This window comes from Streptomyces sp. 147326, from assembly GCF_045000215.1.
Taxonomy (GTDB): Bacteria; Actinomycetota; Actinomycetes; order Streptomycetales; family Streptomycetaceae; genus Streptomyces.
In genome coordinates this window covers 1,818,604-1,841,133 of the sequence record NZ_CP134201.1, presented here as the reverse complement: position 1 = coordinate 1,841,133, position 22,530 = coordinate 1,818,604, and the positions used below count along the sequence as shown (strand labels likewise).

Below are 22,530 nucleotides of genomic sequence, written 5' to 3'. Positions count from 1 at the left end.
TCAGCGGTGTCCACCGGCGCCCGGTACCTCGGCGCGGCGGTCTCCCGCACGGTCATCCGGCGCTTGCGGCTGGGCCTTGTCCATCTCGTCGCCCAGTCGGCCCTCCTCATCGGGCCGACGCTGATCGTCCTGGCCACCGGCCACCGGCCACCGGCCATCGGCCACCGGCCACCGGCCCCCGGCCGGTGATGGTGGGGATGTCCGTCCTCTCCTGCTTCACCACCTACCTCGGACTCGGCGTCGCCGGCGTCATCGTCGTCAGCCTGCGCCAGGCCAGTACCCCGCAGTCGATGACGGGCCGGATGACGGCGGCCCTCCGCACCCTGCTGTTCGGCGGCGGCGCACTCGGCGGCCTGTTCGCGGGCCTGCTGTCCGGCCGGATCGGCGCCCGGGGGCATTGACCGTGCCGGCGATCGGCTCCGCCGCCGTGCTGATCGCGCTCGTCCTGTCCCCGGTGAGCCGGCTGCGTGGCCTGCCGTCGGCAGCGGAAGAACCCGTCACGGCGACAGCGGACGGGCAGCCGGCCGGCCGAAACGGAGAATGTCGAAGGGCCCCACCGCAAACGGTGGGGCCCTTCGCCAACGTGCCTGACGGGGCACGCCACTTCGCGTTCCAGGGGTCGGTGGGCCCGGAGTCGTGGTGGTCCCGGGCCTCACGGCGGTACTGCTCGACCCTGCCGACCTGGAGATGGCCGAAGCCGACCGCACGCTCAAGTTCCCTGACAAGAACAATCTCTGATGTCCCATCACTTTGTCCTGATGCTGCAACCCTCTTTCACTGCCATGTGAACTGTGAAATTGTACGGTCACACTTTCCGCGGCTATGCCAGCTCCGGGAGTGCTCAACTTCCGTAGCCATCACGGTCCGCACCCCCCACCGCCGTGCCCCACGCACGGCTGCCGACCGGCCTGGAGGCCATCGCCATGCGCAAACCCCCCACCCTCCGCAAACTCACCCAACTGCTGATACCCACCGTGGCCGTCGCCGGCCTGGGGCTCGCCGTGCTCGCCCCCAATGGCGCGGCGACCCCGGCCGGCGCTGGGACACCCAAGTCCGCACCGAGGTCGGCCCCCGCCCCACAGCCCGCCTCCGCCACCGTGCTTGCCGCCGATCTCGCACCCGGACACGCCGCCGACCCCGCGCGATCGGCCATGAAGGCCTCGAACCCCGTGCAACGCCCTCCGCTCCCCGCGGCCCAGAACGCCGCGGAGCGCAAGCAGACCCGCTCTGCGGCGAAGGCCGCGGCGGACTGCAACGTCAGCGACTTCACCTCGAAGACCGGCGCTGCCCTGGTCGAGCAGATCAAGAAGTCGGAAACCACCTGCATCAACACCCTGTTCGGCGTGACCGGTGAAGACTCCAAGGCCCTCTTCCGCGAGGAACAGATGGTCACGGTGGCGAACGCACTCAAGGACGTCGCGACCAACTACCCGGGGGACAACAGCACTTTCACCACCCAGGTGGTGCTGTACCTGCGCGCCGGCTACTACATCCAGTACAACCAGCCGGAGAACGTCGGTGAATACGGCCCGACGCTGAAGAGCGCCATTCAGGGCGCCCTGGATGCCTTCTTCGGCTCGTCCCACGCCTTCGACGTCACCGAGGCCAACGGAGAAACCCTGGGCGAGACGGTCACCCTGATCGACAGCTCCGGAGAGAACGCCCGCCACCTCGACGTGGTCAAGCGTCTGCAGAAGGACTACGACTCGTCGTACGACCCGTTCTACGGGATGCTCGCGGCGGTCAACAACACCTACACCGTGCTCTTCCGCGGCCACCAGCTGCCGGAGTTCGTGGAAGCCGTGAAGGCGGACCCGAGCGTACTCACCGGACTGCGTGACTTCGCCGTCGCCCACGACGATCTCCTCGGCACCGACAAGTCCTACCTGGCCAGCAACGCCGGACGCGAACTCGGCCGCTTCCTGCGGCACGCCGACCTCAAGGACACCGTCAAGCCGCTGGTCAAGGAGCTGCTCGGCCGCAGCGAGATCACCGGACGCACCGCCCCGCTCTGGGTCGGCCTCGCCGAGATGACGGATGAGTTCGACAAGGAGAACTGCGCCGAGTACGACACCTGTGACCTGCAGAACCGCGTGCGCGACGCCGTGCTGACGGTCGAGCACGCATGCGGTCCGAGCGCGAAGGTCCTCGCACAGGAGCTGACCGCGTCCGAACTCTCGGCCACGTGCGACAGCGTCCTCGAGCAGGACCCGGTCTTCCACGACATCGTCAAGGACAACGGCCCGGTCAAGGACGACAACAACACCAGCATCGAGATCGTCGCCTTCAACTCCAGTACCGACTACAAGACCTACGCCGGTGTCGTCTTCGGCATCGACACCAACAACGGCGGCATGTACCTGGAGGGCGACCCGGCCGCTGAGGGCAATCAGCCGCGCTTCATCGCCTACGAGCAGCCGGCCCAGGACGGCGCCTTCCAGATCTGGAACCTCAACCACGAGTACACCCACTACCTCGACGGCCGCCACGACATGTACGGCGACTTCGCAGCCGGGCAGACCACCCCGACCGTGATGTGGGTCGAGGGTTTCGCCGAGTAGGTCTCCTACTCGTACCGCGGCATCACCTACGACAGGGCGATCGAGGAGGCGGGCAAGAACACCTACAAGCTCAGCCAGCTCTTCGGGACCACCTACGACAACGCCGACACCACCCGCATCTACCAGTGGGGCTATCTGGGCGTCCGTTACATGCTCCAGTCGCACCCCGCGGACGTGGCAACCCTGCTCGGCCACTACCGCGCAGGCGAGTACGAGGCGGCCCGCAGCCTGCTCCGCGACACCATCGGCACCAAGTACGACGCCGACTTCGCCGACTGGCTGAGCAGGTGCGCCGGCGGCGACTGCGGCCAACTGCCGGCCCGGAGCGGCCGGTGACCGGGGCCCCGGTCACCGACAAGAACTGAGGCAGGAGAGCCTGGTGTCCCGCGCATCGTCCGTGCGCGGGGCACCAGGCGGAGGCGGCCGGCGGCAGGGTGGATCGCTCGATCTGCAGTCCGGCCGCCGCGATCCCCCCACGCTCCTGCCCCTACCCTTGAGGCCGCCGGTTGATGGACGACGAACAGCGATGGAAGCGATGGAACGGGGCGTGCGGTGAAGGCGGGGGAAGCGAATGACGGAGACCTGATAGGCAAGGTACTCGGGGGGCGTTACCGGGTGACCTCCGTGGTCGGGCGCGGCGGCATGGGAGTGGTCGCCCGGGCGGTGGACGAACTGCTGAACCGAGAGGTCGCCGTCAAGGTCCTGCGCGCCTTCACCGACGCCTCCACGTCCGAACTCGCCGATCTGCGGACCCGGATGCAGCGGGAGGCGCAGGCCGCCGCCCGTATCCGGCACAGCGGCGTGGTCACCGTGCACGACGTGACCGAGGAGCAGGGGCTGCCGGTCATCGTCATGGAATTCGTCGACGGGCCCTCGCTCGACGAGGTGTTGACGGAGCGCGGCCCGCTGGAGCCGCACGAGGCCGCGGCGATCGGCGCCAAGCTGATGGAAGCGCTCGACGCCGCGCACCGGGTCGGCGTACTGCATCGGGACGTCAAGCCCGCCAACGTGCTGATGGAGCACGGCGGGAGGGTCGTACTCACCGATTTCGGCATCGCCACCATGGAAGCCTCCGACGACGACGCCATGGCCAAGCTGACCCGCAGCGGTGACATCATCGGCTCTCTCGACTACCTGCCACCGGAGCGCGCGCAGGGCAGGGAGCCCGGTCCCGCGTCGGACATCTGGTCGCTCGGCATGACGCTGTACGCGGCCGTGGAGGGCACTTCGCCGTTCCGCCGCGCTTCCGCGTGGTCCACGTTGTCGGCCATCGTCACCGAGCCACTGCCGCAGCCCCGCCGGGCTGGACCACTCGCGCCGGTGCTCCAGGCGCTGATGGCGAAGGAACCGGATGACCGGCCCACCGCAGACCAGGCGCGCGGCATGCTGGAGCGCGTCGCCGCGGGCCGGACGGCGTCCGAGGGCCCGACTCCCGCTCCCGCGGTGGTTCCCGGGGCTGCGGCCGCCGTCGTACCGCCCCCCGGGTTCGGCCCCCCGATGTTCCCCCAGCCCACCCCGCAGCCTCAGCCTCCGCATGCCGGCTACCCGCAGCCCAACCTCCCGTCGCTGCTTCCACAGCCCGGCGCGCCGGTCGCGGGCCCCGCTGGAGTCCCCACTCCCGAAACGAGCCGCACCGCAGCCCGTGGCGCACGGGGCCGCAGCCACACCCTCATCGCATCAGCGGCCGCCGTCGTACTCCTCGCCGCAGGCGGCGGAATCACCTACGCCCTGACCGGCCAAGAGGGCGGCACGACCGCGCACGGCGCGCAGGCGACGCAGCCCGCCGTCAGTTCCCCGGCGGGCAGCGGCCCGTCGTCCTCCGTTGCTCCGGGCGCCTCCTCGAAGCCGTCTCCCTCGGCGAACAAGACGGGTCCCACGACGACGCCCGGCAACAACGGTGCCAAGCCGTCCGCGAGCCCGTCCGCCTCTCCGGAGACCAAGCCCGGTTCCACGGTGAAGGAGCCCACCCCGGTATCGACGGCCTGCACCGGGTGGAGTCACGAGAACCGCAGCAACGGCTACGGCTACCTGCGCGACAACTCCCACCTCTACACCGGGCCGTACGCGGAGTGCAGCTACGTGTCCGTGGTCAAAACCGGCGTGAAGGTCTACTACCACTGCTACGTCACCAACGCCCATGGCAACAAGTGGATCTACGCCCGCGCCGAGGGCACGAACACCGAAGGCTGGATGTCCAGCACCCACCTCACCCGGGAGAGCGGCACACTGGCCCGCTGCTAGCGGTGTGATGAACGGGTGGCATAGCAGATGCTGTGCCATCCGTTTTCGTTACACTCCGCAGGCGCGCGCTGTCGAAAACGGTTTACGGCACGGGAGGCTCCGCGCTACCGGGTCGAGGTTTTCTCCGGTGCGCGGGAGTGCCGCTACCTGCTGGTTCCGGACTCCCTCGGCACCAGCCGGCTGCTGCGGGACGAGCGGCTGCTCGGCGTCTTCACATCGAGCGGCGACGGGCGCGTGTCGGCCGACTGGGAGGCGGCGGGCGAGTCCGAGCGTGCCCGGGACCCGTATGACGGGTCCGTGGGGTACGGGCTCGCCGCGGCATTCGGCACCGGTGCCGAACCGATGTGGCAGCTCACTCTGAACGCCGCGCTCGACCTGTGGCCGTGAGAGAACCTCAGTCTTCCGCCGGGGGCAGCAGGTGGGAGCAGGTCGAGCGGGCTACGAACGCGATGCCGTCGTAGTCCTCGGCCGGGACGAGCGGGGCGGTGTTCAAGCGGTAGAAGAAGCGTTGGACGTTGGCGCCGAAGCTGCGCTGCGCGTGGGGGGCGTGCAGCCAGGGCGCGGCGTCGGCGGGGGAACCCGCGGCGCGGAGGTCCGCGTAGTAGTCGCCGGGTACGGCGTGCGTGAGTCTGGCCTCCAGGGAGCGGAGGCCGGTGCCGATGCGGTGGCGGGCCGGCGGGCGCCGAAGATCATTGCCGCGGCGGGCCAGAAAGGAGCCCTTGCCGAAGAGGAGGGCCAACGCGTAGTAGGCGTCGCCGTACCGTTCGCGGAGTCTGCTGCCGAGGGCCGGCACCTGGTCCCCGTACGTGCCCTTCGCGATGTGCCCGTTGTGTGCCCAGACCATGACGCGCGCCTCGGGGTCGTCGTCCACGAGCCGTGCGACGGCCTCGGCCATGTAGCGGTCACGCGCGGCGTACACGCCGTCCTCGCCGGCCGAGGCCGCGAAGGGCCGGGTCACCAGGTCGGCGGCGCGGACCAGGATGCGCGCGTGTTCCAGAGCCTCGTCGGCGTCGTCGCCTGGACCCGACCGTTCGACGTGGTCCGCGACGAGGCGGGCGATCTCCTCGGCGCGCCGCATCAGGGCCTTGTCCGGGTCCGGAAGCGAGCCCGGGCGGGCCCGGGCCAGTACGTCCAAGGCGCCCATGCGCCCGGCCTGATCGGGCGCCGTCCGGCGCAGGAAGGCGGTGACGGCCTCGACCGAGTCGGCGCAGAGCTGGGGGTCCGTTCCCACGAAGCGGACCCGGCGCTCTTCGGGCAGGTCGCGGTTGTGGGCGCGCAGCCACTCGACGAGGTCGACCATCTCGCGGGTGCGCCAGGTCCAGAAACCCAGCCGGACGACGAGCCGTTCGGGGGCGCCCGTGCCGTACCGGACGTACGCGTCGAGCGCGCGGGCGGCGGACTGGCTGGCCTCCATGGCGAGGGTGGTGAACCCCTCCTCACGGACCAGGAACTCCACGATGCGGTGCTTCAGCCGGAAGAACTCGCCCGTGCCGTGGGTGGATTCGCCCAGACCGACGATCCGTGTCCCCCGCAGGGCCTCGCCCAGGGGCTTCAGATCCTCCACGGGCGCGCCGGGGGTCAGGGTGCTCAAGGGGTTGGCGTGCTCGTTCAGCCATAGGGCGATGTCGTCGGGCACCGTCTTGCCTCTCCTTCCCGCGTGCGGCAGGACGGCACGTGGGCGTGCCCCGGCCTCTCGCACCCGTTCACGGGTCAGTTACTTGCCTCCCGGCAGGCCTCGAGGATCTCCTGGAGGTCCCGTACGGCGTCCGGTCGGCCATGCTCGGAATACACTCCCGCGACGTTGACGACAACTTCGTCCACCCCGCCCGATCGTATTCGGCCAGCTGTGCGGCGATGTTCCCGGGCGTGCCGTAGAGGAAGACTCCGGAGTCGACGAGGGCGCGCGGCTGGCGAGCCGGCCGTTGGCGACCGGGCTGCGGATGGTGGCCGCCGCGCTGGCGGGCATGGTGCTGGCCTCGGCGGTACGGGAGTGCGTGACGCTCGTGCGCCTGCTCGGCGGCGGTGTGCCCCACCCGGTGGTCACCGACGCGAAGCTTCTGCTCGACCTCGCGATCCCCCTCTTCGTGGCGGGCGTGGTCTACCCGGGGCTGGTGACGCGCTGGGCCAGCATCCGTCTGTGGTGGCACCACGGCCGCGTTTACCACAGGCCGGCCCCTCTCTGGGAGGCTCTGCACCTGGCGTTCCCGGAGGACGCACTCAAACGCACCGGGGGTGGTCGCCGCTGGGACGTGCTGAGTCCGCGGGGCGTGCACCGGCGCTACTACCGGCGTGTCATCGAGTGCCGGGACGGGCTCGTCCGGATCAGTCCCTATCTGGCGCTGGAGGCGGCCACGGCCGACGCCGAGGCACCGCTCACGCCCGAGGTCGCGGCGCGCCAGCTAAGGACCGCGCTGCGGGGGTACGCCTCCGGAGAGGATGCGCCCTCCCAGGCCGTTCCGGTCGCCCTGCCCGGCGAGGGCGAGGGCGAGGGCGAGGACAGACTGGAGAGCGATGTACGGCAAGTGATCCGGCTCTCCGAAGCTCTGACAGCGCAATGCTGAACGAGGAGTGGTGATGGACACCCTGATCTCGGCCCGGCGCGTGGTGATCGGACCGCACGGCCAGGTCCTGGCGGACGGTGCCGTGCTGGTGCGAAACGGCGTCATCGCGGACACCGGACCGCGCCACGAGGTGGAGTCCCGTGCCCCCGCGGGCATTCTCCGTCACGACTACCCCGACGGCACGCTGCTGCCGGGGCTCGTCGACGCGCACGTCCACCTCGTTCTGAACGCGGGGCCCGATCCGGTCGCGGCGCTGCGGGAGGCGGACGATGCGACGGTGGCCAAAGGCATTGCGGAGCGGGCGCTCGGTCTGCTGAACGCCGGAGTCACCACAGTGCGGGACCTCGGCGACCGGAACGGACTGGTGACGGAGTTCCGCGACGCCGTCAGGGCGGGACGGTTGGCCGGACCCCGTGTCCTGGCGGCCGGCACTCCTGTGACGGGACCCGGCGGACACTGCTGGTTCCTGGGCGGAGAGGTGTCCGGCGAGGACGCCGCCAGGGCGCTGGTCCGCCGCAACGTGGAGCGGGGCACGGACCTCGTCAAGGTGATGGCCACGGGCGGGGGCATCACCAAGGGCGGGCCGCCGATCTGGGCGCCCCAGTTCACGGCCGAGGAGCTCCGGATCATCGTGCAGGAGGCGGCGAGTGCCGGCCTCCCGGTGGCGGCGCATGCGCACGGCACCGCAGGCATCGTCGCGGCGGTGGAGGCCGGGGTGAGCACGATCGAGCACTGCACGTGGATCGACCAGGATGGCTTCCGGCTCCTCGACGACGTCGTCGACGAGATCGCCGCCCGGGGAATCGGGGTCTGTCCGGCGGCCAGCCCCGACTGGCGCGGCTTCGCCGAGCGCTTCGGACACCAGCGCGCGGAGGAGATGTTCGGCGGGATCCGCCGCATGCGCGAGCGCGGGGTGCGGCTGCTCACCGGCACGGACGCGGGCGTGAGCCGGGCGGTCTTCGATGACTTCGTGTCCAGTCTCGAGTTCTTCGCCCATCTGGGCTGCACCTCGGAGGAGATCGTCGACCTGGCCACCTGCGAGGCGGCGGAGGCACTCGGGCTGGGGGAGGTCACGGGGCGCCTGCTCCCCGGCCTCCGCGCGGACCTCCTGGTCGTCGAGGGTGATCCCCTGGGCGATCTCCAGGCGCTGCGCCGCGTTCGGCTGGTGATGGCGGATGGCCGCGTGCATGCCTGACGGGCTACCGTGCCGCTGCCGGTGACCCCCGTTGGTGCGTGAGGGGTCGGCTGACTTCTACAGCCAGTCGCGCTTCTTGAAGATGACGTACAGGCTGACGCAGACCACTGCCATCAGCAGGATTGCGAAGGGGTAGCCGCCGGCCCACTTCAGCTCCGGCATGTCCTCGAAGTTCATGCCGTAGATGGTGCCGACCAGGGTGGGGGCGAAGAGGATGGCGGCCCACGAGGAGATCTTCTTGATCTCCTCGTTCTGTTCGAAGCCGGCTTCGGCGAGGGCGCGCATTTCGGCGTTCTGTTGTTGGGAGACCAGGGTGGCGTTGACCGTCAGGATGTCGGTGAGGGCCTGGCGGAAGCCGTCCACGCGTTCGCTGGTGTGCGTGACGTGGTCGGCGACGTCGCGCAGGTAGCGCTGGAGTTCCTCGTCCGTGCCGTACTTCGCGAAGCCGGCCATCAGGTTGTGGAGCATGCCGACCAGGGGGCGGGTGGCGCGCTGGAACTCGACCATTTCGCGGGAGAGTTCGTAGATGCGGCGGGAGACCGCCGGGTCGCCGCGGAAGACCTCCGTCTCGATTTCGTCGATGTCGGTCTGGACACCCTCGACGACCGGGGCGTAGCCGTCGACCACCGCGTCGAGGATGGCGTACAGGGCGGCCTCCGGGCCGAGCGAGAGGAGTTCCGGGTTCTCCTCCATGCGGCGGCGGACGGAGGAGAGGTCCGGGGCGCCCCCGTGGCGGACCGTGATCAGGAAGTCCGGGCCGACGAAGATGTGGAGCTCGCTGAAGTCGACCTCCTCCTGGGCGTCGAGGTAGCGGGCGGCGCGCAGGACGACGAAGAGGGTGTCGCCGTATCGCTCCAGCTTGGGGCGCTGGTGGGCTTCCAGGGCGTCCTCGACGGCGAGTTCGTGAAGGTTGAACTCGGCGGCGAGGGAGTGGAGTTCGGGCTCCGTGGGCCGGTGGAGGCCGATCCAGGCCATCCCGTCGGGCTCCTCGCGCAGCTGCCGGAAGGTGTCGGCCAGCGTCGTGGGGGAGGCGACCCGGAGGCCGTCGCGGTAGACGGCCGAGTCGATCACGCTGCGGTGGTTCGCGGGAGTGGGAGTCGGCGGTGCGGGCTGCGGGGCGGCCGGTGGACCCGCCGGGGGCGCGGCGGCCGGTGCGGCGGTGCGGCGCCAGGGCGGGCGCTTCCCGGCGGGTGGCGGCGAGGGGCGGCGGTCTGGGCGCTCCGGCATCGCAGGTCAGCTCCCGTGACGGGTGTTCATTGCGGGCAAGGGGCAGGGTATCGGGGGAAACCGGCGGCACGGGGGCGAGGGGCGGGATCTGAGGTGGGTTTCGGCCCGGGAGTTGCGGACAGGAACCGTCCGCAAGGAGGGTTAGTTTGTTGTCATGGCCTCCACGACGACGCATCCCGTACTCGGCACCCGCGCCCTGAACCGTGCCACGCTCGCCCGCCAGCTGCTGCTCAGCCGCGCCGAGATGTCCGCGGAGGGCGCCGTCACCCACCTGCTCGGACTGCAGGCCCAGAACGTCAAGCCGCCCTACTTCCAGCTCCACGCCCGGCTCGCCGGCTTCAAGCCCGCCGAACTGGCCGGGCTCATGGAGTCCCGCGAGGTGGTCCGGATGGTCACCATGCGCTCCACCATCCACACCCACACCGCGGACGACGCCCTGACCCTGCGCCCCCTCGTCCAGCCCGCCCGCGACCGGGAGATCAACTACTTCCGGAAGGGGCTCGTGGGAGTGGATCTGGACCGGCTGGCGGAACGGGCCCGAGGCTTCGTCGAGAGCGCGCCGCGCACCATGGGCGAGATCCGCGAGGAGCTGCTGCGCGAGTGGCCCGACGCCGACCCGCAGTCCCTGTCCGTCGCCGCGCGCTGCCGGCTGCCGCTGGTCCAGGTCACCCCGCGCGGGGTGTGGGGGCGCAGCGGGCAGGTCCGGCTCACCACCGCCGAGAACTGGCTCGGCCGGCCCGCCGGGGAGGCGCAGCCCGTCGACGACGTCGTACTGCGCTACCTCGCCGCCTTCGGGCCCGCCTCCGTCAAGGACATGCAGATCTGGGCCGGACTGACCCGGCTGCGCGAGGCCTTCGAGCGGCTGCGGCCGGGCCTGGTCGTCTTCCGGGACGAGAGCGGCGTCGAGCTCTTCGACCTCCCCGACGCGCCCCGGCCCGACCCGGACACCCCGGCGCCGCCCCGCTTCCTCCCGGAGTTCGACAACCTCCTCCTCTCGCACGCCGACCGCACCCGCGTGGTCGCCTCCGAGATCAAGGGACGTACCTGGACCGGGAACCAGGCCCACTGCACCCTGCTCGTCGACGGGTTCGTCGCCGGCCTGTGGAAGCTGGAGGGGACGGTGCTCACCGTCGAGCTGTTCGGCCGGGTCTCGAAGGAGCAGAAGGAGGAGATCGTCGCCGAAGGGGAGCGGGTGGTCCTTGAAATGGGGGCGGGGGAGGGGGCCGGGGAGGGAGCCGGGTCCGCCGCTGGGGCATCCGTTCGTTTCGGAGTGACCCGTCGAGAGTGAACCCGGGTAAACGGGCGCAGTTCAAAAGGAGTTGTACGGTGGGCGCGCCGGCCGCATGATCCCGGGATGGACGACATGCCGAGACGGATCCCGGATGCCCTGCCGGCCCTGCGCGCCGCGGCGCGCCGAGCGGGCTTCACCCTGTCCTGCGAGGAGCGCACCGGCAGCCTGCTGGCCCTGCTCGCGGCCACCCGCCCCGGCGGCCGCATCCTCGAACTCGGTACGGGTGTGGGCGCGGGAACCGCCTGGCTCCTCAGCGGGATGGACGCGGCCTCCCGCCTGGTCACGGTCGAACTGGACGAGGCCGTGCAGAAGGTCGCCCGCGAGCAGTTCCGTTCCGATCCGCGGGCGGCCTTCGTGGCGGGGGACGGGGGCGCGTGGCTGGAGGAGTACGAGGGGGAACCGTTCGACCTGGTCTTCGCGGACACCTGGCCCGGCAAGTTCACCCACCTGGAACGGACCCTGGCGCTCGTGGCCCCCGGCGGGACGTACCTGATCGACGACCTCCTCCCGCAGCCCGGCTGGCCGGAGGGTCACGGCGCCTCGGTCCATCGCCTGCTGACCGAGCTCGAAGAGCGGGCGGACTTCCGTACCGTCCGCATGGCCTGGGCGAGCGGCCTCCTCATGGCCGTGCGCACGGCACCGAGCCACAGGTGGTGATCCGGCCGGCGCCGACCGGTGCCGACCGGTTCCCGCCGGCGTCCGGCCGTACAGCCGTCGGCGGTCAACTCCTCGCGGGCGTCGCACTGGTGGTCCGTGCGGCGGACGCGGCACGATACCTGCCATGACGACCGAAGGTACGCAGAACAGCGCCACCGCCCAGTTCCTCGCCGCGCGGGACTTCCTGCTGGAGCGCCGCGGTGACTACGAGGCCGCCCACACCGGATTCACCTGGCCCCGCCCCCGCCGCTTCAACTGGGCCCTGGACTGGTTCGACCAGATCGCCGCCGGGAACGGCGCCGACGCCCTGCGCATCGTCGAGGAGGACGGCACCAGCGAGGCGCTCACCTTCGCCGAGCTGGCCGCACGCTCCGGCGCGGCCGCCAACTGGCTGCGCGAGCAGGGCATCGCGCCGGGCGACCGGATCCTCGTCATGCTCGGCAACCAGCGCGAACTGTGGGAGGTGATGCTCGGCGCGATGAAGCTGCGCGCCGTCGTCATCCCCGCCACCCCCCTGCTCGGCCCGGCCGACCTGCGCGACCGGGTCGAGCGCGGCCTCGTACGCCACGTGATCGCGCGCGCCGAGGACACGGCCAAGTTCGACGAGGTGCCGGGCGGCTACACCCGGATCGCCGCCGGGCAGCAGATCCCGGCGGGCTGGCGCCGGCTCGCGGACATGGAGGCCGCGGACACCGCCTTCACCCCCGGAGGGGAGACCCTCGCCACCGACCCGCTGATGCTGTACTTCACCTCCGGCACCACCGACCGCCCCAAGCTCGTCGAGCACACGCACGCCTCGTACCCCATCGGGCACCTCTCCACCATGTACTGGCTCGGCCTGCGCCCCGGCGACGTGCACCTCAACATCGCCTCGCCCGGCTGGGCCAAGCACGCCTGGTCCAATCTGTTCGCCCCCTGGAACGCCGGCGCCACCGTCTTCGTCCACAACTACACCCGCTTCGACCCGCAGCGGCTGATGGCCGAGATGGACCGGCACGGCGTGACCACCTTCTGCGCCCCGCCCACCGTGTGGCGCATGCTGATCCAGTCCGACCTCACCAAGCTGGCCAGGCCCCCGCGCGAGGCCGTCGCCGCAGGTGAGCCGCTCAACCCTGAGGTCATCGAGAAGGTCCGCGAGGCCTGGGGCGTCACCATCCGCGACGGCTTCGGCCAGACCGAGACCACCCTCCAGGTCGGCAACTTCCCCGGGGTGCCCGTCAAGCCCGGCTCCATGGGCCGCCCGGCGCCCGGCTACGAGATCGTCCTGGTGGACCCCGTCACCGGAAAGGAGTCCCCGGACGAGGGCGAAATCTGCGTGAACCTGCGCGCCCGGCCCGCCGGCGTGACGACCGGCTACCGCGACGACCCGGAGCGCACCGCCGAGGCCATGGCGGACGGGCTCTACCGCACCGGCGACATCGCCGCGCGCGACGCCGACGGGTACCTCACCTACGTCGGGCGCTCCGACGACGTCTTCAAGGCCTCCGACTACAAGATCAGCCCGTTCGAGCTGGAGAGCGCCCTGCTGGAGCACGAGGCGGTCGCCGAGGCCGCCGTCGTACCGGCCCCCGACGCGCTGCGGCTCGCGGTCCCGAAGGCGTACGTCACGCTCGCGGACGGCTGGGAACCCGGGCCGGAGACGGCCCGGGTGCTGTTCGAGCACTCCCGCGCGGTGCTGTCCCCGTACAAGCGGATCCGCCGCATCGAGTTCGGCGAGCTCCCGAAGACCGTGTCCGGCAAGATCCGCCGGGTCGAGCTGCGGGAGCTCACCGCGGCCGGCTCTACGGGGGAGTACGACGAGGCCGACCTGGGCTGAGCCGAGCCGGTACGGGCTGCCGCGCGGCCCGCGCGGCAGCCCGTACGGGAACCCGACCGCGTACGGGAACCCGACCGCGTACGGGAACCCGACCGCGTACGGGAACCCGACCGCGTACGGGAACCCGCGGCCGGGGCCCTACGCCGGGAGGTGCGCCTCGATCGCGGCGACGACCTCGGGGGCCTCGGGCTCGGTACGCGGGCGGAAGCGCGCGACGACCTCGCCGTCCGGGGAGATCAGGAACTTCTCGAAGTTCCACTGGATGTCCCCCGCCTCGCCGTCCGCGTCCTGGGTCTTCACCAGCTCCTGGTACAGCGGGTGCCGGTTCTCGCCGTTGACCTCGGACTTCTCCAGGATCGGGAAGGTGACGCCGAAACCGGCCGCGCAGAAGGTCTGGATGTCCTCGGCGTTGCCGGGCTCCTGCTCGCCGAACTGGTTGCAGGGCACGCCGATGACGGTGAAGCCCTTCTCCTCGTACTTGAACTGCAGACGGGCCAGCCCCGAGTACTGAGGGGTGAGCCCGCACTGGGAGGCCGTGTTCACCAGGAGGATCGCCCTGCCCTTGTACGCCGCCAGGCTCGTGGGCTCGTCGGACAGGGTGGTCAGCGGGATGTCGTACAGGCTCATCGGGCTCTCCTCGGCAGGAAGGGCGGCGGCCGGCGGCAGGCGGCCGGCAGGCGGTAAGGAAGCAAGCAAGTAACGCCCACGAGCTTAAGCGCCTCTCCTGCGGATCACGCCGACGCCCCGGACAGGGCCTAGGCGCCCGATCCGACCAGCTCGTCCGCCGGGTCGTTGACCGGCTGCGGCATGCCGGTGAGGTCCATCACGAACAGCGGTATCCCGAGATCGTCCGCGCGGGTGCGGGCGTCCTCCGTGTATCCGGCGAGGGCGAAGTAGACGCTGGTCGCGGAAGCTGTGAGTCCGTTCAGCCAGACGCACTCCACCGCCCGCAGCCCGGCCGGCGCGGTGGTCGGGTCCACCTGGGCGACCAGCCCCGGAGCCCGGAGGTCCACGGCCGCCGAGGGGATCGGGCGCGCGTCGGGCTGCCGTACGTCCTGGAAACCGAGCCAGCGCAGGTAGAGCGCGGCCGTGGCCACCGCGTCGCGGGCCGTACGGATGGTCACCGGCCGGAACGCGGGCCGCGGCAGCGGAGCCGTGGGCGGCGGCAGCGGCGCGTGAGCCGGCTGCCCGCCGGCGGGGCGGTCGGGGGACCCCTTGCCGTGCGGCTCGGGCCCGGGTCCCGCGTCGTGCGGATCCGGCCGGGCGCCGGACCGGCGGCGGTCGTCCGGGTGCCCCTGGCCCGCGCCCCGCCCCGTACCTGCGGCCGGTCCCGTACCCGCGCCCCGTCCCGTACCCGCGCCCCGTCCCGTACCCGCGGCGGCCGGCCCCGTACCCGCGCCCGCGCCGTCCCTCCGTACCCCGCCGCCGGCCTGCCCCGGCCCGGGCTCGTCACTCACACCGGCCCCGTCCCCGGGGTCCGCCCGCTCCAGCGGGTGCACCGGGATCCGCACCACCGTCCCGCAGGAGCCGCATCCCAGCTCGGGCTGCGGCCACTCGCTCTCCCGTCCGCAGGCCGTGCACCGCACCGCCACCCAGCTGTCCGACCAGGTGCGATGGGTCAGCGGCACCGGCGGCGCCGCCAGGTCCAGCGGAGGATTCACCGGGCTTCCGCAGGCGCAGGGAAAGACCGGCGCCGTGTAGCCGTTGTCGCGCAGGCACGCCGGGCAGCGCACCGGTACCGCTTCCGCCATGAGACCTGGACCCCCTCCGTCGCTGTGCGTAGGTCCATGCTCCACCACCGGCGACCGCGGGGGCGAGAGCGCGCGCCATTTCCGGGGGATCCGGGCCGCCTGATCGGTCATTTGTACAACTCACCGAGCAAGACGCGGCTTTTGGTGGGTTCCGGGGTCCCTTATCGCCTTGACGCCGACGGAGCCGCCGCTTAGCTTGTTCCGTATAGCAGAACAAAACTTCCGGATGACGGAAAAGCCTGACCGCCAGACCCGCAGGAGAACCTGATGCCTCGTATGACAGCCGCCGCCGCTGCAGTTGAGATCCTCAAGCTCGAGGGTGTCGAACAAGCGTTCGGCGTGCCCGGTGCTGCGATCAACCCGTTCTACCGCGAGCTCAAGAACGTGGGCGGTATCGCGCACACGCTGGCCCGTCACGTCGAGGGCGCCTCGCACATGGCCGAGGGCTACACGCGGGCCAAGGCGGGCAACATCGGTGTCTGCATCGGTACCTCGGGCCCGGCCGGCACCGACATGATCACCGGCCTGTACTCCGCGATCGCGGACTCGATCCCGATCCTGTGCATCACCGGTCAGGCTCCGGTCTCGAAGCTCCACAAGGAGGACTTCCAGGCCGTCGACATCGCCTCGATCGCCAAGCCCGTCACCAAGAAGGCCACGACCGTCCTGGAGGCCGCACAGGTCCCGGGCGTGTTCCAGGAGGCCTTCCACCTGATGCGCTCCGGCCGCCCCGGCCCGGTCCTCATCGACCTGCCGATCGACGTCCAGCTGACCGAGATCGAGTTCGACCCCGAGACCTACACGCCGCTGCCGGTCTACAAGCCGCAGGCCAGCCGCGCCCAGGCCGAGAAGGCCATCCGGTTCCTGCTGGAGTCCGAGCGCCCGCTGATCGTCGCCGGTGGCGGCATCATCAACGCCGACGCCTCCGACCTGTTGGTCGAGTTCGCCGAGCTCGTCAACGTCCCGGTCATCTCCACCCTGATGGGCTGGGGCATCATCCCGGACGACCACGAGCTGGCCGCCGGCATGGTCGGTGTGCAGACCGCGCACCGCTACGGCAACGCCACGTTCCTCGAGTCGGACTTCGTCTTCGGCATCGGCAACCGCTGGGCCAACCGTCACACCGGTTACAACCTCGACGCGTACACCAAGGGCCGCAAGTTCGTCCACGTCGACATCGAGCCCACCCAGCTCGGCAAGATCTTCGCCCCGGACTTCGGCATCGCCTCGGACGCCAAGGTCGCGCTGGAGCTCTTCATCGAGGTCGCCAAGGAGCTCAAGGCCGAGGGCAAGCTGCCCGACTTCTCCGCCTGGACCGCCTCGGCGCAGGAGCGCAAGGCCACCCTGCAGCGCCGTACGCACTTCGACAACATTCCCCTGAAGCCGCAGCGCGTCTACGAGGAGATGAACAAGGCCTTCGGCCCGGAGACCCGCTACGTCACGACGATCGGTCTCTCCCAGATCGCCGCCGCGCAGTTCCTGCACGTCTACCGGCCGCGCCACTGGATCAACTGCGGCCAGGCCGGCCCGCTGGGCTGGACCATCCCGGCCGCCATCGGTGCCGCCACCGCGGACCCGGAGACCCCGATCGTCGCGCTCTCGGGCGACTACGACTTCCAGTTCATGATCGAGGAGCTCGCGGTCGCCGCGCAGCACAAGGTCCCCTACGTCCACGTCCTCGTGAACAACGCCTACCTGGGTCTGATCCGTCAGGCGCAGGGCGGCCTGGGCATCAACTTCGAGGTCAACCTCGAGTTCGAGAACATCAACACCCCCGAGCTGGGTGTCTACGGCGTCGACCACGTCAAGGTCGCCGAGGGCCTGGGCGTCAAGGCCATCCGCGTCACCGACCCGGACAAGCTGGGCGAGGCCTTCGAGGAGGCCAAGAAGCTGGCCCAGGAGTTCCAGGTTCCGGTCGTCGTCGAGGCGATCCTGGAGCGCATCACCAACATCGCGATGAGCAAGACGGTCGACATGAGCGACGTCACCGAGTTCGAGGAGCTCGCGACCGAGCCGGGCCACGCCCCGACCGCGATCAAGGCCCTCAAGGTCTGATCAAGGCCCTCAAGGTCTGATCGGCAACTCGCGCAGTACACGGCGACCCCCGCCCCTCCGCCAGGAGGAGCGGGGGTCGTTCCGCGTCCGGTGTCGTTCCGGGTCCGAGGGCCCGACCGCTACGCGGGTGCGGGGCCGAGTTCCGCGTCCACCGCGCCCGTCAGCAGCTCGCGGGCCCGCTCCAGGGTCAGGGAGCCGCTCAGCCAGCGCTCGCTGAGGCCCTGCCCGCGCCATCGCCGGCTTCGAGCGCGTGATCATGATCGCCGCGCCGGGCCTGGCCGACGAGGCCCGCGCCGCGTGCGGCGGAACCGCCCCGGGCGACACCACCGGCGGCCACGGCATCGAGGTCCTCGAACTGCAGGCCGACGACTCCTGGCTGCGCGACTCCGGCCCGATCTTCGCCTACGACGAGCACGGCGACCGGGTCGGCGTCGACTTCCGCTTCAACGCCTTGGGGCGAGAAGCACTACCCCTGGACCGCCGACGACAGGCTCGCGTCGCTCTTCCCTGACCGGCTCCGCACCCCCCGCGTCCACTCCTCCATGACCCTCGAAGGCGGTGCCCTCACCGTCGACGGCGAGGGCACCCTCATCACCACCGAGCAGTGCCTGCTGCACACCAACCGCAACCCGCGCATGAGCCGCGCCGACATCGAGGACGAGCTGAAGCGCCGCCTCGGCGTCGAGAAGGTCATCTGGCTGCCCTACGGCGGACTTGAGGACACCGAGACCGACGGCCACGTGGACGGGGTCGCCGCCTACGTCGCCCCCGCCAAGGTGGTCGTCTCCCTCCCCGAGGACCCCGCCCACCCCGACTGCGCCCGGATGCGCGCCAACCTCGCCGTCCTCGCCTCCGCACTCCCCGGCCGCACGGTGGTCGGCGTACCGACCCCGGCCCTCGCGTACGGCGGCGGCGGTATCCACTGCATCACCCAGCAACTCCACCCGGAGCGCGAGGACCTGACGGCATGAGCTACGCGCTCCTCACCTCCTACGGCTCCGCGCTCGGCTCCCCGGCCCGCACCGAGCCCGCCGAGCGCGTCCCCCTGCGCGTCGGCCTCGTCCAGATGCGCTGGTACGCCGATGAGAACGAGCACGACGCCCGGCTCCGCGAGGGCGTGGCCCTGGCCGCCGCCGAGGGAGCCACCGTGGTCTGCCTCCCCGAGCTCACCCGCAGCCCGTACTTCTGCACGGTCCGGGCGATCAGTAGCCGGGAGGCCGTACGACCGCAAGGCCACAAGGCCACAAGGCCGGAAGGCGGGAACGGCAAAGCGCCGGGTCACGGGACCGTCCGTGACTCGGCGCTCTGGTTTGTTACCGCCCGACGGTACGAGGCTGGCGCGACAGGACGTTCGCACCGCCGGGCGGGGTATGGGGGGAGGTGGGTTCCTCCGCGTGCAGGGGGCTCTGTGCGCAGCCCCTGTACGAAGAGGATGGCTGGGACCGTGGCGGTCGGCGACGAGAACTCCGGCTTCGTCTCCCTCAGGTCAAGAGACGGGCCTCGGAACCCATTACCACCGCACTGGCTCGCACGCCCGCCACGGTCCTCGTCCTGCCCTCGCCGCGTACCACCCCTCATCCGGGTCCACGGGTCGGGCTCAGCACCCGGGGCCTGACCTCCCGTCAGGCCCCCGGTGCAGCTGTGCGGCTCAGGCGTCGCGCAGGGCGCGCACGGCCTCCTCGACGCGACGGCCGTAGTCGGCGTCTGCGGCGTGGAAGTGAGCCAGGTTCTTCTCGATGACGTCCTCGAGGGTGACCTGAGACAGGCCGCCGGCGATGTTCGCCACCAGACGCTGCTTCTCGGCCTCCGACATCAGGCGGTAGAGCTCACCGGCCTGGAAGAAGTCGTCGTCCTTGGTGTGGGCCGGGGCCTCGTGGGTGCCCGTGTAGCCGGAGACGGCCTTCGGGGCGCCAAGCGCCAGACCGGTCTCGGCCGGACCCTGGTACGAGTTGGGCTCGTAGTTCTTGTCGTGGCGCGAGCCGTTGCGCAGCGCCATGACACCGTCGCGGCCGTAGTTGTCGGCCTTCGTCGCCTTCGGGGCGTTGACCGGCAGCACGGTGTGGTTCACACCGAGGCGGTAGCGCTGGGCGTCGGCGTACGCGAAGAGGCGGCCCTGGAGCATCTTGTCCGGCGAGGCGGTGATGCCCGGGACGAAGTTGTTCGGGGAGAAGGCGGACTGCTCGACCTCGGCGAAGACGTTGTCCGGGTTGCGGTCGAGGACCAGACGGCCCACGCGCTGCAGCGGGTAGTCGCTGTGCGGCCACACCTTGGTGAGGTCGAACGGGTTGAAGCGGTAGTCCGCGGCCTCGGCGGCGGGCATGATCTGGACGTAGAGGGTCCAGCTCGGGTTCACACCGCGCTCGATCGCCTGGAGCAGGTCGGTCTGGTGCGAGTTCGCGTCCTTGCCGACGAGCTCGGCGGCCTGCTCGCCCGAGAGGCAGCGGATGCCCTGGTTCGTCTTGAAGTGGTACTTGACGAAGAAGGCCTCGCCCTGCTCGTTCGTCCACTGGTACGTGTGGGAGCCGTAGCCGTTCATGTGACGGTACGACGCCGGGATGCCGCGGTCACCCATGAGCCAGGTGATCTGGTGCGTCGCCTCGGGGGTGTGCGCCCAGAAGTCCCAGACGTTGTCCGGCTCCTGCTTGCCCGTGAAGGGGTCGCGCTTCTGGGAGTGGATGAAGTCGGGGAACTTGATCGGGTCCTTGATGAAGAACACCGGGGTGTTGTTGCCGACGAGGTCGTAGTTGCCCTCTTCGGTGTAGAACTTCAGCGCGAAGCCGCGCGGGTCGCGGACCGCGTCCGCGCCACCCAGCGAGTCGGCGACGGTGGAGAACCGCAGGAAGGTCTCGGTCTTCTTGCCGACCGTGTTCAGGAACGCGGCGCTCGTGTACGCGGTGACGTCGTCGGTCACCTCGAAGTAGCCGTACGCGGCCGAGCCGCGGGCGTGCACCACGCGCTCCGGGATGCGCTCGCGGTTGAATCGGGCGAGCTTCTCGAGGAGCTGCTGGTCCTGGACTAGGAGCGGGCCACCGACGCCGGCGGTGGCGGAGTTCTGATTGTCGGCGACCGGGGCGCCGGACTCGGTCGTCAGCGTGCGCTTCGACATGGTGACCTTCCGTACGGGTAACTGCTGACGGAAAGCGTCTTCCGTCATGCGGAACAGCCTAATTTCGGCGAGAACTAAACGTCAACAGTTTGTTGAACGAAGTTGGAGAGAGATGATCCGGACGGCGCCGGCGCTTGGGCGCGACAGGACAGGTGTCAGCGCCGGCGCCATCCGGAGACTCAGGCCCCCGTCAGGGGGAGGTGCGGCCCGGGATGCGGGCCGCGGGCTCAGATCTGAGCGCCGGAGAGACGCTCGACCGCACGGAGCAGGGCGGAGTGGTCCAGGCCGCCGTCACCCTGGGCGCGCAGCGAGGCGACCAGCTGGGCGACGACCGCGCCGACCGGAAGCGCCGCACCGACGTTGCGGGCGGCGTCGGTGACGATGCCCATGTCCTTGTGGTGCAGGTCGATCCGGAAACCGGGCTTGAAGTCGCGGTTCAGGAAGTTGTCCTTCTTGCGGGTCAGGACCGTGGAGCCGGCCAGACCGCCGTTGAGGACGTCCAGGGCGGCCTGGAGGTTCACGCCGGACTTCTCGAGGAAGACGACGGCCTCGGCGCACGCCTGGATGTTCACCGCGACGATGAGCTGGTTGGCGGCCTTCACCGTCTGGCCGGAGCCGTGCGGACCGCACAGGACGATGACCTTGCCGAGGGCCTCGAGGATCGGCAGGGCGGCGTCGAAGTCGGCCTGCTCGCCACCCACCATGATCGACAGGACGGCCTCGATGGCGCCGGCCTCGCCGCCGGACACCGGGGCGTCGATAACGCGGATGCCCTTGGCGGCGGCGTTCTTCGCGAGGTCGACCGAGGTCTGCGGGGTGATCGACGACATGTCGATGATCAGCGCACCGGACTTCGCGTTCTCGAGGATGCCGTTCTCACCGTAGGAGATGGCCTCGACCTGCGGGGAGGCGGGCACCATCGTGATGATGACGTCCGCGTCCTTGACGGCCTCGGCGATCGAGCCGGCCGCGGCGCCGCCGGCGGCGGCCAGGCGGTCCAGCTTGTCCTGCTCCAGGGTGAAGCCGGTGACCGAGTAGCCGGCCTTCAGGAGGTTCTCGGCCATGGGGGAGCCCATGATTCCGAGGCCGATCCACGCGATCTTGGGGAGGTTGCTCATGATGAGGGTCCTTCTCTTAATGCTTCGTACGAAAAGTTCGTGACGTGCCTGGCTGATCGCCTGGACTTGGTCCGCCTACTTCGCGGCGCGGGCCTCGGCCGGCAGCCAGGCGAAGGAGGCGGCAGCGTCGGCGGCCTTGTACTCCAGGCCTACGTAGCCCTCGTATCCGGCCTTCTTCAGCTGGTCGAGCAGCTCCTCGAGGGGCAGCTCGCCGGTGCCGGGGGCACCCCGTCCGGGCTTGTCCGCGATCTGGACGTGCCCGGTCTTGGCGGCGTACTTTTCGATGACCTCGGAGAGGTCCTCATCGTTCATCGCCAGGTGGTACAGGTCGAGCAGGAACTTGGCGTTGCCGAGGCCGGTGGCCTCGTTCACCTTGTCCACTACCTCGATGCCGGCCGGGGCGCTCACCAGCGGGTAGAGCGGCGACTCGGGCTTGTTGAGGGTCTCGATCAGGAGGATCGCGCCGACGCGGTCCGCGGCCTGGGCTGCCACGACCAGGTTCTTCAGGGCGAGCTCGTCCTGCACGGCCGGGTCCACGCCTTCGACGCGGTTGCCGTACAGGGCGTTCAGCGCCTTGCAGCCGACCGAGGCCGCGAAGTCGGCGGCCACGTTGATGTTGGCGTTGAAGCGCTCCGACTCCTCGCCGGGTACCGAGACCGCACCGCGGTCCGGACCCGGCAGCCGGCCGGCGTAGAAGTTCAGGCCCACCAGCTGGGTGCCGACGTCCTCAAGAGCCTTCTTGAGGGCGTCGAGCTCCTCCTGTGCGGGGGTGGGGGTCTCGATCCAGGGCCACCACAGCTCGACCGCCGTGAAGCCCGCCGCGGCGGCAGCCGCAGGACGCTCCAGGAGCGGGAGTTCCGTGAAGAGGATCGAAAGGTTTACATCGAAGCGCTGGTCCGTGTATCCCATGAGGGGTGTGCGCTCCTTCCGTATTGCGGAAGTTAGTTTCTG

The 22,530-nt window shown here is 70.6% G+C and carries 19 protein-coding genes and 1 pseudogene; 13 read left to right on the top strand and 7 right to left on the bottom strand.

Annotated features, from left to right (window positions below; genetic code table 11):
- Positions 1 to 6 precede the first annotated feature (6 nt).
- From RIU97_RS08390 to RIU97_RS08370, 5 genes and pseudogenes are all read left to right on the top strand, one after another.
- Positions 7 to 189, top strand: coding sequence for a hypothetical protein (locus RIU97_RS08390; protein ID WP_404954746.1), 183 nt, complete (start codon positions 7 to 9; stop codon positions 187 to 189).
- 8 nt (positions 190 to 197) lie between these two features.
- Positions 198 to 401, top strand: coding sequence for a hypothetical protein (locus RIU97_RS08385; RefSeq protein WP_404954744.1), 204 nt, complete (start codon positions 198 to 200; stop codon positions 399 to 401).
- A gap of 522 nt (positions 402 to 923) precedes the next feature.
- Positions 924 to 2,897, top strand: a pseudogene (locus RIU97_RS08380) (collagenase).
- A 216-nt stretch (positions 2,898 to 3,113) separates the two neighbouring features.
- Entirely contained in the window at positions 3,114 to 4,802 is a 1,689-nt protein-coding gene (locus RIU97_RS08375; protein WP_404954742.1) for a serine/threonine-protein kinase, read from the top strand.
- 27 nt (positions 4,803 to 4,829) lie between these two features.
- Positions 4,830 to 5,189: a hypothetical protein gene (locus tag RIU97_RS08370; protein WP_404954740.1), complete on the top strand. Its 360-nt coding sequence runs from the start codon at positions 4,830 to 4,832 to the stop codon at positions 5,187 to 5,189.
- A gap of 7 nt (positions 5,190 to 5,196) precedes the next feature.
- Here RIU97_RS08370 and RIU97_RS08365 read toward each other — a convergent pair whose 3' ends face one another.
- Positions 5,197 to 6,438 carry an erythromycin esterase family protein gene (locus tag RIU97_RS08365; RefSeq protein WP_404954738.1) on the bottom strand — a complete coding sequence of 414 codons (1,242 nt, stop codon included), beginning with the start codon at positions 6,436 to 6,438 and terminating at the stop codon, positions 5,197 to 5,199.
- A 193-nt stretch (positions 6,439 to 6,631) separates the two neighbouring features.
- Between RIU97_RS08365 and RIU97_RS08360 the strand changes: the two genes are divergently transcribed.
- A complete protein-coding gene (locus tag RIU97_RS08360; protein ID WP_404962789.1) occupies positions 6,632 to 7,363 on the top strand; it encodes an MAB_1171c family putative transporter in 732 nt (243 codons plus the stop codon).
- 13 nt (positions 7,364 to 7,376) lie between these two features.
- Complete coding sequence (locus RIU97_RS08355) at positions 7,377 to 8,558, top strand: amidohydrolase family protein (RefSeq protein WP_404954736.1); 1,182 nt, start codon at positions 7,377 to 7,379, stop codon at positions 8,556 to 8,558.
- Positions 8,559 to 8,615: 57 nt separating this feature from the next.
- Here the strand turns inward: RIU97_RS08355 and RIU97_RS08350 are convergent, their stop codons facing one another.
- Positions 8,616 to 9,785, bottom strand: coding sequence for a magnesium and cobalt transport protein CorA (locus RIU97_RS08350; RefSeq protein WP_404954734.1), 1,170 nt, complete (start codon positions 9,783 to 9,785; stop codon positions 8,616 to 8,618).
- A 154-nt stretch (positions 9,786 to 9,939) separates the two neighbouring features.
- Here RIU97_RS08350 and RIU97_RS08345 point away from each other — a divergent pair, with 154 nt between their 5' ends.
- From RIU97_RS08345 to RIU97_RS08335, 3 genes are all read left to right on the top strand, one after another.
- Positions 9,940 to 11,073 (top strand): winged helix DNA-binding domain-containing protein, encoded by a 1,134-nt coding sequence (locus tag RIU97_RS08345; RefSeq protein WP_404954732.1) that lies wholly within the window; start codon positions 9,940 to 9,942, stop codon positions 11,071 to 11,073.
- A 66-nt stretch (positions 11,074 to 11,139) separates the two neighbouring features.
- Positions 11,140 to 11,733, top strand: coding sequence for an O-methyltransferase (locus tag RIU97_RS08340; protein ID WP_404954730.1), 594 nt, complete (start codon positions 11,140 to 11,142; stop codon positions 11,731 to 11,733).
- A gap of 124 nt (positions 11,734 to 11,857) precedes the next feature.
- On the top strand, positions 11,858 to 13,549 hold the full coding sequence (locus RIU97_RS08335; protein ID WP_404954728.1) for an AMP-binding protein: 1,692 nt from the start codon (positions 11,858 to 11,860) through the stop codon (positions 13,547 to 13,549).
- Between the two features lie 138 nt (positions 13,550 to 13,687).
- Here the strand turns inward: RIU97_RS08335 and RIU97_RS08330 are convergent, their stop codons facing one another.
- Together RIU97_RS08330 and RIU97_RS08325 are read right to left on the bottom strand one after the other, a co-directional pair.
- Entirely contained in the window at positions 13,688 to 14,176 is a 489-nt protein-coding gene (locus tag RIU97_RS08330; RefSeq protein WP_404954726.1) for a glutathione peroxidase, read from the bottom strand.
- 128 nt (positions 14,177 to 14,304) lie between these two features.
- Positions 14,305 to 15,300, bottom strand: a complete 996-nt coding sequence (locus tag RIU97_RS08325; protein ID WP_404954724.1) for a hypothetical protein — start codon at positions 15,298 to 15,300, stop codon at positions 14,305 to 14,307.
- A 267-nt stretch (positions 15,301 to 15,567) separates the two neighbouring features.
- Between RIU97_RS08325 and gcl the strand changes: the two genes are divergently transcribed.
- From gcl to RIU97_RS08310, 3 genes are all read left to right on the top strand, one after another.
- A complete protein-coding gene (gene gcl, locus RIU97_RS08320; RefSeq protein ID WP_404954722.1) occupies positions 15,568 to 17,355 on the top strand; it encodes a glyoxylate carboligase in 1,788 nt (595 codons plus the stop codon).
- A 256-nt stretch (positions 17,356 to 17,611) separates the two neighbouring features.
- Entirely contained in the window at positions 17,612 to 17,866 is a 255-nt protein-coding gene (locus RIU97_RS08315; RefSeq protein WP_404954719.1) for an agmatine deiminase family protein, read from the top strand.
- 31 nt (positions 17,867 to 17,897) lie between these two features.
- The gene (locus RIU97_RS08310) at positions 17,898 to 18,326 is read left to right on the top strand and encodes an agmatine deiminase family protein (RefSeq protein ID WP_404954717.1); all 429 of its coding nucleotides are present in this window, start codon (positions 17,898 to 17,900) and stop codon (positions 18,324 to 18,326) included.
- Positions 18,327 to 19,003: 677 nt separating this feature from the next.
- Here RIU97_RS08310 and RIU97_RS08305 read toward each other — a convergent pair.
- From RIU97_RS08305 to RIU97_RS08295, 3 genes are all read right to left on the bottom strand, one after another.
- Positions 19,004 to 20,461, bottom strand: coding sequence for a catalase (locus tag RIU97_RS08305; protein ID WP_404962788.1), 1,458 nt, complete (start codon positions 20,459 to 20,461; stop codon positions 19,004 to 19,006).
- A gap of 227 nt (positions 20,462 to 20,688) precedes the next feature.
- On the bottom strand, positions 20,689 to 21,579 hold the full coding sequence (locus tag RIU97_RS08300) for a 2-hydroxy-3-oxopropionate reductase (protein WP_362813282.1): 891 nt from the start codon (positions 21,577 to 21,579) through the stop codon (positions 20,689 to 20,691).
- 75 nt (positions 21,580 to 21,654) lie between these two features.
- On the bottom strand, positions 21,655 to 22,488 hold the full coding sequence (locus tag RIU97_RS08295) for a TIM barrel protein (protein WP_404954715.1): 834 nt from the start codon (positions 22,486 to 22,488) through the stop codon (positions 21,655 to 21,657).
- Positions 22,489 to 22,530 lie beyond the last annotated feature (42 nt).

Bases quoted from the DNA above. Each gene is read 5' to 3' on its own strand.
- RIU97_RS08370 (WP_404954740.1), top strand. From the start codon at position 4,830: ATGCTGTGCCATCCGTTTTCGTTACACTCCGCAGGCGCGCGCTGTCGA.
- RIU97_RS08330 (WP_404954726.1), bottom strand. From the start codon at position 14,176: ATGAGCCTGTACGACATCCCGCTGACCACCCTGTCCGACGAGCCCACG.
- RIU97_RS08325 (WP_404954724.1), bottom strand. From the start codon at position 15,300: ATGGCGGAAGCGGTACCGGTGCGCTGCCCGGCGTGCCTGCGCGACAAC.
- RIU97_RS08315 (WP_404954719.1), top strand. From the start codon at position 17,612: ATGATCGCCGCGCCGGGCCTGGCCGACGAGGCCCGCGCCGCGTGCGGC.
- RIU97_RS08335 (WP_404954728.1), top strand. From the start codon at position 11,858: ATGACGACCGAAGGTACGCAGAACAGCGCCACCGCCCAGTTCCTCGCC.
- RIU97_RS08310 (WP_404954717.1), top strand. From the start codon at position 17,898: ATGACCCTCGAAGGCGGTGCCCTCACCGTCGACGGCGAGGGCACCCTC.
- RIU97_RS08355 (WP_404954736.1), top strand. From the start codon at position 7,377: ATGGACACCCTGATCTCGGCCCGGCGCGTGGTGATCGGACCGCACGGC.
- RIU97_RS08340 (WP_404954730.1), top strand. From the start codon at position 11,140: ATGGACGACATGCCGAGACGGATCCCGGATGCCCTGCCGGCCCTGCGC.
- RIU97_RS08385 (WP_404954744.1), top strand. From the start codon at position 198: ATGTCCGTCCTCTCCTGCTTCACCACCTACCTCGGACTCGGCGTCGCC.
- RIU97_RS08295 (WP_404954715.1), bottom strand. From the start codon at position 22,488: ATGGGATACACGGACCAGCGCTTCGATGTAAACCTTTCGATCCTCTTC.
- RIU97_RS08350 (WP_404954734.1), bottom strand. From the start codon at position 9,785: ATGCCGGAGCGCCCAGACCGCCGCCCCTCGCCGCCACCCGCCGGGAAG.
- RIU97_RS08300 (WP_362813282.1), bottom strand. From the start codon at position 21,579: ATGAGCAACCTCCCCAAGATCGCGTGGATCGGCCTCGGAATCATGGGC.
- RIU97_RS08345 (WP_404954732.1), top strand. From the start codon at position 9,940: ATGGCCTCCACGACGACGCATCCCGTACTCGGCACCCGCGCCCTGAAC.
- RIU97_RS08305 (WP_404962788.1), bottom strand. From the start codon at position 20,461: ATGTCGAAGCGCACGCTGACGACCGAGTCCGGCGCCCCGGTCGCCGAC.
- gcl (WP_404954722.1), top strand. From the start codon at position 15,568: ATGCCTCGTATGACAGCCGCCGCCGCTGCAGTTGAGATCCTCAAGCTC.